Origin of the sequence: Mesorhizobium sp. B2-6-1 (genome assembly GCF_006440475.1) — a bacterium.
Lineage (GTDB): Bacteria > Pseudomonadota > Alphaproteobacteria > Rhizobiales > Rhizobiaceae > Mesorhizobium.
This window is the reverse complement of record NZ_VFUH01000012.1, coordinates 131,860-143,234: the sequence shown is the minus strand read 5'-3', so window position 1 is coordinate 143,234 and position 11,375 is coordinate 131,860. Positions and strand designations below refer to the sequence as shown.

Genomic DNA, 11,375 nt, shown 5'->3' with positions numbered 1-11,375 from the left:
CGCTAATGGGAGGAGAACGCGCCCAGGAGATGAACTATATATGTGCTCATCATGCCCAAGAAACAAGCATCTATTTTGCAACACACGCATGCAAAAAGACGCAGGCTGTGGTCTAAGCCATTTCTGGACCCAATAGGACCAGCAGAATCACCGAAGCGGAACCCGCAATGAGACAATTGTCACGGCGGAATCGCGAATCACGCTCGGTTTTCATCCCGAAATGTCAAAAATGCGCAATGGCGTGGAATGAGGCAGCAGGCGTTTATTTCCGAGGCAACTAATGCATGTCGCGCAAAGTGTCCTCGGTTCGGCAGCGACGTGAACAACAAAGACTTGAGCGCGTCGCGGGAATCGGTTTGGGCGTGACATGCTTCAGGCGGGAGACAAGCAATGCGGACCTTTTCGGCGATCGCCGGCAGTGCTGCGTTCTTCATCGCGGCACCCTGTATCGTCGCCGGCCTCGTGCCGTGGCTGCTGACGGATCGCTGGGACCGGCCATGGTCGAGCCTGCCGGGTCTTGCCCCTCTTGGCTGGATCCTCATCGCGGTCGCCGTGGCGGCGCTGCTGCATGCATTCGCCTGCTTTGCGCTTGAAGGCCTCGGCACGCCTGCTCCGGTCGCTCCGACCGAGAGACTGGTGGTCGGCGGGCTCTACCGCCATGTCCGCAATCCGATGTATGTGGCGGTGCTGTCGATCATCATCGGCCAGGCACTGCTGTTTTCAAGCTGGACGCTTGTCGCCTACGCCGCCATGGCAGCCGCGGCCATGGCCACCTTCGTCAAGCTGTACGAGGAGCCGACGCTCGCACGCCGCTATGGCGATGAATACGAAACCTACCGCCGCAACGTGCCCGCCTGGCTGCCCCGCCTGACGCGCTGGCGGAGGTGAGAGTCTGCGCGATCTCCGGGGTCAATACGACCAGCTCCGCGCCTTGGCGATGATGAAGTCGCGAAACACGTGCAGCTTCGCCTGGTTCTTCATCGCGTCGGGGTAGGCGAAATAGGTGTCGAAGGAAGGCACCTCCGTTTCCGGCAGGAGCTGCACCAGGCCGGAATCCTTGGAGATGACATAGTCGGGCAGCATGGCGATGCCGGCGCCGCCCTGGACCGCGCGCTTGATCGACAATATATCGTTGATCTGCAGCGTCGGCACGCGCTGGCCGCCCTCGAAATCGCCGACCGTCTCCAGCCAGTTCAGCTCCGACAGATGCGCCGGCACCGGCACGCCGAAAGTGACGATGCGATGCGCCTTGAGCTCGGCCACCGAAGCCGGCCTGCCATGCTTGGCGATATAGCCTGGCGAAGCATAGAGGTGGAAATGCACCGTGAACAGGCGGCGCTGGATAAGGTCCGGCTGCTGCGGCTGGCGCAGCCGGATGGCGCAATCGGCCTGGCGCATGGTCAGGTCGAGCTCCTCGTTGGCGAGGATCAGCTGCAGGCTGATTTCAGGATAGAGCTCGATGAACTCCTGCACGCGTTCGGTCAGCCAGCCGGCGCCGAGCCCGACCGTGGTCGTGACCCTGAGCACGCCGGAGGGGCGGTCCTTGGTCTCGGTCAGCCGCGATTTGATGGTCTCGAGCTTCATCAGCACGTCATGCGCCGTGCGGAACAGCATCTCGCCCTGTTCGGTCAGCACCAGGCCGCGGGCGTGGCGGTTGAACAGCGGCACGCCGACATCATGCTCGAGCGCGCTGACCTGGCGCGAAATCGCCGATTGCGACAGGTGCAGCGTCTCGGCCGCATGTGTAAACGACCCTGCTTCCGCCGCAGCGTGAAACACGCGTAGCTTGTCCCAGTCCAACGCCATGATTCCCCTCGTTCCTGTTTGGCGTCTGAATGAAAAATCAGGCTTTTACACGGCGTTTCTAAGCCGTTCTTTCAACAGTTTGCGAACCGCTATTCGGCCGCCTCGCGATGCACCTCGATGCCGGCCAGGTACTTCTCCGCCTCGAGCGCCGCCATGCAGCCCAGCCCCGCCGCAGTCACCGCCTGGCGATAGATATCGTCGGTCACGTCGCCGGCGGCGAACACGCCGGGCACGTCGGTGCGGGTCGAATCCGGCGCCGTCCACAGATAGCCGTTCGGCTTCTGCTTCAGCTTGCCGACGAACAGCTCGACCGCCGGCGCATGGCCGATCGCGACGAACACGCCGTCGACCTCGAGCTGCGTCTCGACACCCGTCACCACGTTGCGCAGCTTCAACCCTTCGACCGAAGGCGGCAGTGGCGTCTTGCCCGGACGGCCGGTGATCTCGTCGACAACCGTGTCCCAGATGACGCGGACATTGTCCTTCTTCAAGAGCCGCTCGCGCAGGATGCGTTCGGCGCGGAAGTCCGAGCGCCTGTGGATGACCGTCACGCTCTTGGCGAGGTTCGACAGATAGAGTGCTTCTTCCACCGCCGAATTGCCGCCGCCGACCACCGCGACATCCTTGCCGCGGTAGAAGAAGCCGTCGCATGTGGCGCAAGCCGATACGCCGAAGCCCATGAACGTCTGTTCGGTCGGAATGCCAAGCCATTTGGCCTGCGCGCCGGTGGCGATGATCAGGGCATCGGCCGTGTAGACGGTGCCGGAATCGCCCGTTGCGCGGAACGGCCGCACGTTGAGATCGACCTCGGTGATGATGTCGGCGATGATGTCGGTGCCGACATGTTCTGCCTGCCTGAGCATCTCGCTCATCAGCCACGGACCCTGGATGGGTTCGCCGAAACCGGGATAGTTCTCGACGTCGGTGGTGATCATCAGCTGGCCCCCCTGCTGCAGGCCGGCGACCAGCATCGGCTTCAGCATGGCGCGGGCGGCATAGATCGCCGCGGTATAACCGGCCGGGCCGGAACCGATGATGAGGACAGGCGCGTGCTTGGTCGTCATGAAAAGCCTCTGCGGAGGGCTGCCGGCGTTTGCGGCATGGAAAACTCGTCGATGTCGCGCGTAATGTAAGTGTTGCCCACGACGCCAGCAAGGCAAGTTGGCGCTCGTCCCCGGAAAGCTTTGTCGCACCGGGCGAACCGCTCTGGTGCTGCGTGGATTTCCGCGTGGGGGATGGCGTGGACAGCAAAGTCGTTTAATTACAAAATCCCGCAAGATTCTTTCGCCACCCGTAACCATCGAAAGCCCCGAAATGCCGCTCAAGGCCGACCTCGACGCAATCGACTGGAAGATCCTTCGCGAATTGCAGGCAGATGGGCGCATGACCAATGTCGAACTGTCGAACCGCGTCGGCATTTCGGCACCGCCTTGCCTGCGCCGCGTCAAGCGACTGGAGGAAGCCGGCATCATTCGCGGCTATCGGGCGCTGCTCAACGCGCCGGCGCTCGGTCTCGACGTGGTCGCCTTCTGCCTAGTCGGCCTGCACCATCAGGCCGATGCCGAGCTTCGCATCTTCGCTGAGCGCACGCGCGGCTGGCCGGTCGTACGCGATGCCTGGATGGTGTCGGGCGAATCCGATTTCCTCCTGCACTGCGTGGCAAGCGACCTCGGCGCCTTCCAGACCTTTGTCATCGAGGAACTGACCTCCACGCCGAACGTCGACACGGTGCGCACAGCCCTCACCATCCGCCGGGTCAAGGATGAAGGGTTGGTCTCGTTCGAGCGGCCGTGACGCCGATCGATTGCGGCGCCCGGCCAAAGCGAATTCCGGAATTTCGCCACATCGCCGCCGCGTTGATAACGGACAGGCGCAGGCAGCCGGATCGTCCTGTGCGATTTGGCGCCTGATTGGTTTCCTTGCCCAAGCAGCGTAAGTTCCAAGGACAATCCGCCGTGGAAGGGACCATGACCAGGTTTGCAAGCCCGATTTCGGCGCTCATCATCTGCATGAACGAGGCCGATATGATCGGCCCGTGCCTCGAAAGCATCGATTTTTGCGCCGAGATCGTCATCGTCGATTCAGGCTCCACCGACGCCACGTTGGACATCGTTCGGCAGTTTGTCGCTGAGGGCTATCCGATAAAGCTGCTGCACAATGGCTGGCCGGGTTTTCCGCATCAGCGGCAATTCGCGCTCGACCACGCCACGCAGCCCTGGTGTCTTTCGATCGACCCGGACGAACGCGTCGACGACCGGCTGCGGCAGTCGATCGTGGCGGCGGTCGAGACGGCGAATGCCGGCATCAGCGGATGGTACATCCGCCGCCGCGACTGGCTGAAGGGCTACGGCTATGCCCATCGCTGGGTGCTGCACAACAGGCTGTTGCGGCTTTTCCGCCGGGAAGGTGCGACCATGGACGTGACCGCGCGGGTCCATGAATCCTTCGGCGTTTCCGGCGAGACCAGCACGATCGAAAGCGGCGTGCTGCTGCATCGCCGCGAAATATCGGTCGAGGAGGATCTGGCCCGGGCAAATGCCTATTCCAGCCTCAAGGCGGCCACCCTGGTCGAGAAAGGCAAGAAGCCGGGCCTGGTGCGGCTGGTGCTTTCGCCGCTCGGCAACTTCCTGAAATTCTATCTGGCCAAGCGCTACTTCCTGTGCGGCCGGCACGGCTTCGTCTATTCGATGTCGGTGATGATCTATTCCTTCGCCACCGAGGCCAAACTGTATGAGGCCTCGCAAGGCAGCGAACCGGCGTGAGCGGTCAGGTCCGGATCAAGACCGCTTATCCCGGCCATCGAGCCGCCCTATGGCGGCGAGCAGGCCGTCGAGGTCGCTGCTGTCCCGCAAGGGCCTGATGACGAAGCCGGAGCGAAGCTGCGCCTCGCCGTCGACGAGCCAGCCCTGCGGCAGGCCGGCGCCCAGGCCTGCCTCCATGTCGGCCAGCTTGTCGCCGACGATCACCGACCGCCGGAGATCGAGATCGAGGCGTTTCGCCGCCTCGAAGAGCATGCCGGGATTGGGTTTGCGCATCGGGTGATCCGATATGCCCAGCGGCCCCACGCCAGCCTCGTGGTAGGCGCAGGCCAGCACCATGTCCACGACAACGCCCTGATCGCGCAACAGCTCGAGCACGCGGCGGTTCACATCGGCGAAGGCACTCCAGCCGAAATAGCCGCGCGCGATGCCGGACTGGTTGGTCACCACCACGACCGGGATGCCGGCATTGTTGGCGGCGGCGATCGCCGGCAGCATCTGCGGCCGGAGCTCGATCTCGGCCGGATCGCTGGGATAGTCGGTATCGACATTGATGGTGCCGTCGCGATCGAGGAACAGCGCCGGCTGGCCGGCGGGAAAAACCCTGCCGCCTATCCGCTCCACCCACAGGCCCGGCTCGGCCAACGGGTGCGGCGCCTTGTCAGCCATTGCTGAGGCGCGCTTCCACCACCTCGCACAGGTGATGGTAGAGGCACAGATGCCCTTGCTGGATGATCGGCGTCGAGGTCGAGGGCACGTTGAGCAGGATGTCGGTGAGCGGCGCGAGCTTGCCGCCTGTGTCGCCTGTCAGGCTGATCACCGTCATGCCCATGGTCCGTGCCTGTTCGGCGGCCGCCAGGATGCTCGGCGAATTGCCGCTGGTCGAGATCGCCAGAAGCACGCCGCCGGCCGCGCCATGCGCCTCGACCTGGCGCGAAAAAACGGTGTCGAAGCCGTAATCATTACCCCAGGCGGTCAGCACCGCGGCATTGGCCGGCAGCGCGATGACATTGTAGCCCTTGCGCTCCTTGAGAAAGCGGCCGACCAGTTCGCCGGCGATGTGAATGGCGTCGCTGGCCGAACCCCCATTGCCGCAGATCAGCAGCGCCTTGCCCGACGAAAGGGCGGCGACGATCGCGCTCGCCGCACGTTCCATCGCGCCTGTGAGATCGCGCTCGACCAGCGCCGTGATCGCGGCCGCCGAGCGGACCAGGTAATCGTTCAGTTCGGACATGAAACCCTCAATTCTTATTACCGGCCGAGCGCAGCCTGCCGATGGTGCCGGTCGTGCTCTTGCCGGCGACGAGATCGACCAGGACCACGCGCCCGCCGGCTTTCTGCACCACGTCCGCGCCGACCACGGTGTCGACAGTGTAGTCGGCGCCCTTGACCAGTATGTCGGGCAGAAGCGCCTCGATCAGCGCCAGCGGCGTGTCCTCGTCGAAGACCACCACCGCGTCGACAGACGCGAGTGCCGCCAACACGCAGGCGCGGTCATGCTGGTCGTTGACAGGCCGTTCCGGCCCCTTCAGCCGGCGCACCGAAGCGTCGCTGTTGAGGCCGAGCACCAGCCGGTCGCACTGGCTGCGCGCCGCGTGCAGCAGGCTGACATGGCCGGCATGCAGGATGTCGAAACAGCCATTGGTGAAGCCGACGCTGAGGCCCTCCTCCTTCCACGCCGACACCAGCCGTGCGGCCGATTTGGCGTCGAGGATGGCATCCCTGTGGACGCTCGGACCGTGCGATCGAAACAGCGCGCCGTTGAGTTCCTCGACCGTCAGCCGCGCCGTGCCTCGCTTGCCCACCACAACGCCGCCGGCTGCATTGGCGATCGAGGCGGCCGCGGCCGGATCGGCGCCGGCGGCAAGCGCCAGCGCGAAGGTCGCGATCACCGTATCGCCGGCGCCCGACACATCGAACACTTCGCGCGCCTGCGTGGCGATGTGGCGCGCCTCCGTCGGACCGACGACGCTCATGCCCTTTTCGCTGCGCGTGGCGACGACGAAGTCGAAGCCATGCGCCGCAAGCAGCTCGCGCGCCGCGGCCACGATCTCGTCATCGCTGAACACCGGCCGTTCGACCGCTTCGCCGAGTTCCTTGCGGTTGGGCGTGATGGCGGTCGCGCCGGCATAGCGTGCATAATCCCGGCCCTTCGGATCGACCAGCACCGGCTTTCCCGCCTCGCGGCAGATCGCGATCAATTCGCCGGCGACGCCGTCGAGCAGGATGCCCTTGCCGTAATCCGACAGGATGACGATGTCGGCGTGCGCCAGCGCGGCGCGGAAATGCCGGACCAGCGCCGCGCGCTCCGCCGCGCCGAGCGGCTTGATCTCTTCCTCGTCGAAGCGCAGCACCTGCTGGTTGAGCGCGCTGAAGCGGCTCTTGGACGACGTCATGCGGCCGCGCTCCCGCGCCAGGCCTGTCGTGTCGGCGCCAAGCTCGCCGAGCATGCGCACCAGGCTGTCGCCTGCCGTATCAGAGCCGATCACCGAGACCGGAATGGCGGCGGCGCCGAGCGAGATGATGTTGGCCACGACATTGCCGGCGCCGCCCATCGCCAGGCTCTCGCCGCGCCCATGGAGCACCGGGATCGGCGCTTCAGGCGAAATCCGCTCGATGATGCCGTTGACGAACCGGTCAAGGATGAGATCGCCGACCACCAGCACGGTGGCCTGGCCGAAGTGCGCGATGGCGCGGTGCAAGGGCTCGGGGGAAAGTGGGTCGTGCTTGGTCATGTCACTGGCAACGCGCAAAAACCGGTTTTGAAGATGCATGGAGGACAAATTGGCCGGGATCGGTCGTTCATGGCGATGCCGATATACCGCAATTCGAGCCAGCGCAACGCCGGCTGGCCTCGTCAACTCTTCTGCAAGGCGACATGGACGCCAAGCCCGACCAGCACCGCGCCGCCGGCTCGCTGCATCATGCGCTGGGCGCTGCTGGAGCGGCGCAGCCTGCCGATCACGGCACCAGCCAGGAACACGCAGACGATATCGGCCGAGGAGAACATCAGGTTGACTGTCGTGCCCAGCACGACGAATTGCAGCCAGACCGGGAATGCGGCAGAGGCATCGATGAACTGGGGCAGGAAGGCCATGAAGAAGATCGCGGTCTTCGGATTGAGCACCTCGACGGCGATGCTCTCGAAAAAGGCGCGGCAAGCCGATTTCCGCTCGATCGCCGGCAGTGCCATGTCGCCTTCCGCGCGTTTGCGGAACAGCGCCACACCGAGCCAGATTAGGTAGAGCGCGCCGACGAGCTTGACCGCCATGTAGAGCGGCGGCACGGCGTGGAAAAGCACGGACAGGCCGGCGGCAGCGGCAAAGACGTGAACATAGCCGCCCAGATGAATGCCGAGCGCCGCAGTCAGGCCGGACCAGCGGCCGCGCGCCATCGTCTGCGCGGCGGCATAGAGCATGGCCGGGCCTGGAATATAGGCGAAGATCGCCGTGGTGGCGAAAAACGCGACGAGCAGCTCTGTCGACGGCATTCCTGGTCCCTCATGATCGCGCCCGGCGGCGCGAGCCGACTGAAGCGGCAGCTTTGCGGCGCCACTGTGGCGCGCTGCCCCGCGCAGGGCAATCGCGGACGGGTCCACCCCTCGATTGTTCTTGCGGATCCCAGTGCCGCCCGGCAACGCTGCTTTGTCGACAGCTTCGCAAGCCTCCCTTATAAGGACCGGAATCGCGAGCAACCAGAGGCGTTCATGATCATCGTCACGGGCGGCGCCGGCATGATCGGCTCCAACATCGTCGCCGCGCTCAATTCGGAGGGCCACGACGACATTTTGGTCGTCGACGACCTGAGCGATGGCCACAAGATCGCCAACCTTGCTGACTTGCGGATCGCCGACTATCTCGACAAGGACGATTTCCTGGCCCGCCTCGAGGACGGCGGGCTCGGCCGCATCGAGGCCGTCTTCCATCAGGGCGCCTGCTCGACCACCACCGAATGGAACGGCAAGTTCATGATGGAGGTGAACTACGCCTATTCGAAGCGGCTGCTGCATGCCTGCCTGGCGCTGCGCGTGCCCTTCCTCTACGCCTCCTCGGCATCGGTCTATGGCGGCGGCTCCGAGTTCCGCGAGGACGCGGAGCTTGAGCGGCCGCTCAACGTCTACGCCTATTCAAAAAAGCTGTTCGATGACTATGTCAGGCGCAATGTCTTCGATACCGATCATTCGCAGGTCGCGGGCCTGCGCTACTTCAACGTCTATGGGCCGCGCGAGGCGCACAAGGACGCCATGGCCTCGGTCGCCTTTCATCTGTTCAACCAGGTCGGGCGTGGCGAGAATCCAAAGCTGTTCGGCGCCCATGACGGCTTTGGCCCCGGCGAGCAGAGCCGCGACTTCATCCATGTCGGCGACGTCGCCGATGTCAATCTGTGGCTGTGGAAGCGCGGCGCGAGCGGCATCTTCAACTGCGGCACCGGCCGGGCGCAACCCTTCCGCGCCATTGCCGAAACCGTCATCGACGCGCTGGGCAAGGGCGAGATCGAGTACATCCCCTTTCCCGACCACCTCAAGGGCAGCTACCAGAGCTTCACGCAAGCTGATATGTCGCGTCTGCGCGCCGCCGGTTACAATGGGCAATTCCGCAGCGTCGAAACCGGCGTCAGAGACTATGTCGAATGGCTGAAAGCCCAGCGATCCTCGTGATCGGCCCACGCTGGGTGGGCGATATGGTGATGGCGCAGTGCCTGTTCTCGGCGCTGAAGGAGCTTCATCCAAATGCAGCCATCGACGTGCTGGCGCCGGCCTGGGCGGCCCCTTTGGTCAAGCGTATGCCTGAGGTCCGCCAGCAGATCGATTTCCCGCTGAAACCCGGCGCGCTCGAATTCGCACATCGGCGCCGCTTCGGCCGTCTGCTGCGCGGCCGTTACGACAGCGCCTATATCTTGCCGGGCAGTTGGAAGTCGGCGCTGATCCCGTTCTTTGCCCGCATTCCGCGGCGTTTCGGCCATCTCAGGGAAATGCGCTACGGCCTGTTGACCGACATCGTTCCGCTGCCGGAGGCCGTGAAACGGCGCACGGCGCAGGCCTATTTCGGCCTTGCACAGGGTGGCGATTTTCGGGCACCTCATCTGACGGTGGACGCCAATAACCAGGCCACCCTGCTCGACCGTTTCGGCCTGGGGCCGCAGAAATTCGTGGCGCTGATGCCAGGTGCCGAGTTCGGCCCGGCCAAGCGCTGGCCGAGCGAACACTATGCCGGGCTTGCCCGGGAGTTCATGGCCAGAAGGTTCAAGGTCGCGCTGTTCGGGTCGAAGAACGACCGCGACGTGACCGCGGAGATCGCAGCCCTCGCTCCTGGCGTGGTCGACCTGGCCGGCCAGACGCGGCTGGAGGACGCCATCGACCTGATCGCGGCCGCCGGGCTGGCGGTCTCCAACGACAGCGGGCTGATGCATGTTGCGGCGGCGGTCGGCACGCCGGTTGTCGCCGTCTATGGTTCGACCTCGCCACAGAATACGCCGCCGCTGGCCGAACGGCGCGAACTGGTCTGGCTCGGCCTGTCCTGCTCGCCTTGCCACCGCAAGATCTGTCCGCTCGGCCACCTCAATTGCCTGAAGACGCTCGAGGTCGCACGGGTCATGGCGGCGGCGGACCGCCTGCTGGACATCCCGGCCGCCGCATGAAGGTGCTGATCGTCAAGACATCGTCGATGGGCGACGTCATCCACACATTTCCGGCGCTCCAGGATGCGCGCCGCGCACGGCCCGATATTGCTTTCGACTGGTGCGTCGAGGAGGCTTTCGCCGGCATCGTCGCGCTGCACCCCGCAGTCGGAACCATCCACACGGTCGCCATCCGGCGTTGGCGAAAACATCTCTTCGACAAGGCCACCTGGCGCGAGGCGACCGCCTTGCGACACGCCTTGCGTGCGTGCCGCTATGATCTGGTCATCGATGCGCAAGGCCTGTTGAAATCGGCGCTGGTGGCCAGGCAGGCGAAGGCGCCGATCGCCGGCTTCGACCGCTCAAGCGCGCGCGAGCCTTCGGCAACGCTGCTTTACGACGTCGGCCACGCCGTCCCCCGCAACCTGCACGCCATCGAGCGGACGCGACGGCTTTTCGGGCAGGCGTTGGGTTACCGGCCCGATCTTTCGATACTGGATTCGGGCATTGTGCCGCCGCCCGGCAATCTGACCGGCATAGCCGGCAACACGGCCTTCCTGCTGCACGGCACCAGCCGCGAGGACAAGAAGTGGCCTGTTGAAGACTGGATCGAAACCGGCCGCCTGCTGGTTGAGCGCGGCATGACGCCGGTCACGACCTGGTCGGATGAGCGCGAACAGGCGGTGGCTGAAGCGATCGCCCGGGCAGTTCCATCGACGAGCATCGTGCCAAAATCACCATTGGCCGACATCGCGGCGATCCTGGGCAGCTCGAGGCTGGTAATCGGCGCCGATACGGGGCTCACGCATCTCGCCAGCGCCTTCGGCCTGCCGACGGTCGCGGTGTTTTTGGCCACGGAGCCGGGTTTGACCGGTCCGCGCGGCCCCTATGCATCGACGCTGCAGGCCGCGCCCGGTGAGCGAGTGTCGCCCGCGAGGGTGGTGGCTGAGGCTGAGAGGCTGCTGGAGCACCAGACGCATGGTCAGGCCGGCGCTGGCAAGAACTGATCTATTCAATCGGAAAGCTGGCGCTGCCCCTCATCGCCCTGCCGGGGAGAAGGACACCTTCACCGATGACTGCGCCAATTTTAAGCGTTTGCAGAATAGACGCCGACTTCGCGTTCAGCCGTCTTCTCCCCGTCACTATACGGGGAGAAGGTGCCGGCAGGCGGATGAGGGGCGGCGCCAACCTTGG

12 protein-coding genes are annotated in these 11,375 nt (G+C 64.8%); 6 read left to right on the top strand and 6 right to left on the bottom strand.

What is annotated here, in order from left to right:
- The first annotated feature begins 390 nt into the window (after nucleotides 1–390).
- On the top strand, nucleotides 391–888 hold the full coding sequence (locus FJ443_RS23250) for an isoprenylcysteine carboxylmethyltransferase family protein (RefSeq protein ID WP_140556023.1): 498 nt from the start codon (nucleotides 391–393) through the stop codon (nucleotides 886–888).
- A gap of 21 nt (nucleotides 889–909) precedes the next feature.
- Here the strand turns inward: FJ443_RS23250 and FJ443_RS23245 are convergent, their stop codons facing one another.
- The gene (locus tag FJ443_RS23245; RefSeq protein WP_140495954.1) at nucleotides 910–1,806 is read right to left on the bottom strand and encodes a LysR family transcriptional regulator; all 897 of its coding nucleotides are present in this window, start codon (nucleotides 1,804–1,806) and stop codon (nucleotides 910–912) included.
- 89 nt (nucleotides 1,807–1,895) lie between these two features.
- Nucleotides 1,896–2,870, bottom strand: a complete 975-nt coding sequence (gene trxB, locus FJ443_RS23240) for a thioredoxin-disulfide reductase (protein ID WP_140495955.1) — start codon at nucleotides 2,868–2,870, stop codon at nucleotides 1,896–1,898.
- 250 nt (nucleotides 2,871–3,120) lie between these two features.
- On the opposite strand from trxB, the gene FJ443_RS23235 reads away from it, so the two are divergent.
- On the top strand, nucleotides 3,121–3,600 hold the full coding sequence (locus FJ443_RS23235; protein WP_140495956.1) for an Lrp/AsnC family transcriptional regulator: 480 nt from the start codon (nucleotides 3,121–3,123) through the stop codon (nucleotides 3,598–3,600).
- 173 nt (nucleotides 3,601–3,773) lie between these two features.
- The gene (locus tag FJ443_RS23230; protein ID WP_140556025.1) at nucleotides 3,774–4,568 is read left to right on the top strand and encodes a glycosyltransferase family 2 protein; all 795 of its coding nucleotides are present in this window, start codon (nucleotides 3,774–3,776) and stop codon (nucleotides 4,566–4,568) included.
- A gap of 15 nt (nucleotides 4,569–4,583) precedes the next feature.
- Here FJ443_RS23230 and gmhB read toward each other — a convergent pair whose 3' ends face one another.
- The 4 genes from gmhB to FJ443_RS23210 all read right to left on the bottom strand — a co-directional run bounded on the left by gmhB (nucleotide 4,584) and on the right by FJ443_RS23210 (nucleotide 8,055).
- Nucleotides 4,584–5,234 (bottom strand): D-glycero-beta-D-manno-heptose 1,7-bisphosphate 7-phosphatase, encoded by a 651-nt coding sequence (gmhB, locus tag FJ443_RS23225; protein ID WP_140556027.1) that lies wholly within the window; start codon nucleotides 5,232–5,234, stop codon nucleotides 4,584–4,586.
- Nucleotides 5,227–5,799 carry an SIS domain-containing protein gene (locus tag FJ443_RS23220; RefSeq protein ID WP_140556028.1) on the bottom strand — a complete coding sequence of 191 codons (573 nt, stop codon included), beginning with the start codon at nucleotides 5,797–5,799 and terminating at the stop codon, nucleotides 5,227–5,229. The genes gmhB and FJ443_RS23220 overlap by 8 nt, the downstream gene beginning before the upstream one ends.
- A gap of 7 nt (nucleotides 5,800–5,806) precedes the next feature.
- Nucleotides 5,807–7,300: a D-glycero-beta-D-manno-heptose-7-phosphate kinase gene (rfaE1, locus tag FJ443_RS23215; RefSeq protein ID WP_140556030.1), complete on the bottom strand. Its 1,494-nt coding sequence runs from the start codon at nucleotides 7,298–7,300 to the stop codon at nucleotides 5,807–5,809.
- Nucleotides 7,301–7,422: 122 nt separating this feature from the next.
- Entirely contained in the window at nucleotides 7,423–8,055 is a 633-nt protein-coding gene (locus FJ443_RS23210; protein ID WP_140524876.1) for a LysE family translocator, read from the bottom strand.
- Nucleotides 8,056–8,271: 216 nt separating this feature from the next.
- Here FJ443_RS23210 and rfaD point away from each other — a divergent pair, with 216 nt between their 5' ends.
- From rfaD to waaC, 3 genes are read left to right on the top strand one after another with little or no spacing between them, the layout of a single operon-like run.
- Entirely contained in the window at nucleotides 8,272–9,222 is a 951-nt protein-coding gene (rfaD, locus tag FJ443_RS23205; RefSeq protein WP_140524877.1) for an ADP-glyceromanno-heptose 6-epimerase, read from the top strand.
- Nucleotides 9,195–10,202: a lipopolysaccharide heptosyltransferase II gene (gene waaF / locus FJ443_RS23200; RefSeq protein ID WP_140666125.1), complete on the top strand. Its 1,008-nt coding sequence runs from the start codon at nucleotides 9,195–9,197 to the stop codon at nucleotides 10,200–10,202. Before rfaD ends, waaF begins: the two co-directional genes overlap by 28 nt.
- Nucleotides 10,199–11,188, top strand: coding sequence for a lipopolysaccharide heptosyltransferase I (waaC, locus tag FJ443_RS23195; RefSeq protein WP_140666123.1), 990 nt, complete (start codon nucleotides 10,199–10,201; stop codon nucleotides 11,186–11,188). The genes waaF and waaC overlap by 4 nt, the downstream gene beginning before the upstream one ends.
- The last annotated feature ends 187 nt before the right edge of the window (nucleotides 11,189–11,375 follow it).

What these genes read in the sequence shown, in the direction of transcription:
- FJ443_RS23250 (WP_140556023.1), top strand. Translation starts at nt 391, where the DNA reads ATGCGGACCTTTTCGGCGATCGCCGGCAGTGCTGCGTTCTTCATCGCG.
- FJ443_RS23245 (WP_140495954.1), bottom strand. Translation starts at nt 1,806, where the DNA reads ATGGCGTTGGACTGGGACAAGCTACGCGTGTTTCACGCTGCGGCGGAA.
- trxB (WP_140495955.1), bottom strand. Translation starts at nt 2,870, where the DNA reads ATGACGACCAAGCACGCGCCTGTCCTCATCATCGGTTCCGGCCCGGCC.
- FJ443_RS23235 (WP_140495956.1), top strand. Translation starts at nt 3,121, where the DNA reads ATGCCGCTCAAGGCCGACCTCGACGCAATCGACTGGAAGATCCTTCGC.
- FJ443_RS23230 (WP_140556025.1), top strand. Translation starts at nt 3,774, where the DNA reads ATGACCAGGTTTGCAAGCCCGATTTCGGCGCTCATCATCTGCATGAAC.
- gmhB (WP_140556027.1), bottom strand. Translation starts at nt 5,234, where the DNA reads ATGGCTGACAAGGCGCCGCACCCGTTGGCCGAGCCGGGCCTGTGGGTG.
- FJ443_RS23220 (WP_140556028.1), bottom strand. Translation starts at nt 5,799, where the DNA reads ATGTCCGAACTGAACGATTACCTGGTCCGCTCGGCGGCCGCGATCACG.
- rfaE1 (WP_140556030.1), bottom strand. Translation starts at nt 7,300, where the DNA reads ATGACCAAGCACGACCCACTTTCCCCCGAGCCCTTGCACCGCGCCATC.
- FJ443_RS23210 (WP_140524876.1), bottom strand. Translation starts at nt 8,055, where the DNA reads ATGCCGTCGACAGAGCTGCTCGTCGCGTTTTTCGCCACCACGGCGATC.
- rfaD (WP_140524877.1), top strand. Translation starts at nt 8,272, where the DNA reads ATGATCATCGTCACGGGCGGCGCCGGCATGATCGGCTCCAACATCGTC.
- waaF (WP_140666125.1), top strand. Translation starts at nt 9,195, where the DNA reads ATGGCTGAAAGCCCAGCGATCCTCGTGATCGGCCCACGCTGGGTGGGC.
- waaC (WP_140666123.1), top strand. Translation starts at nt 10,199, where the DNA reads ATGAAGGTGCTGATCGTCAAGACATCGTCGATGGGCGACGTCATCCAC.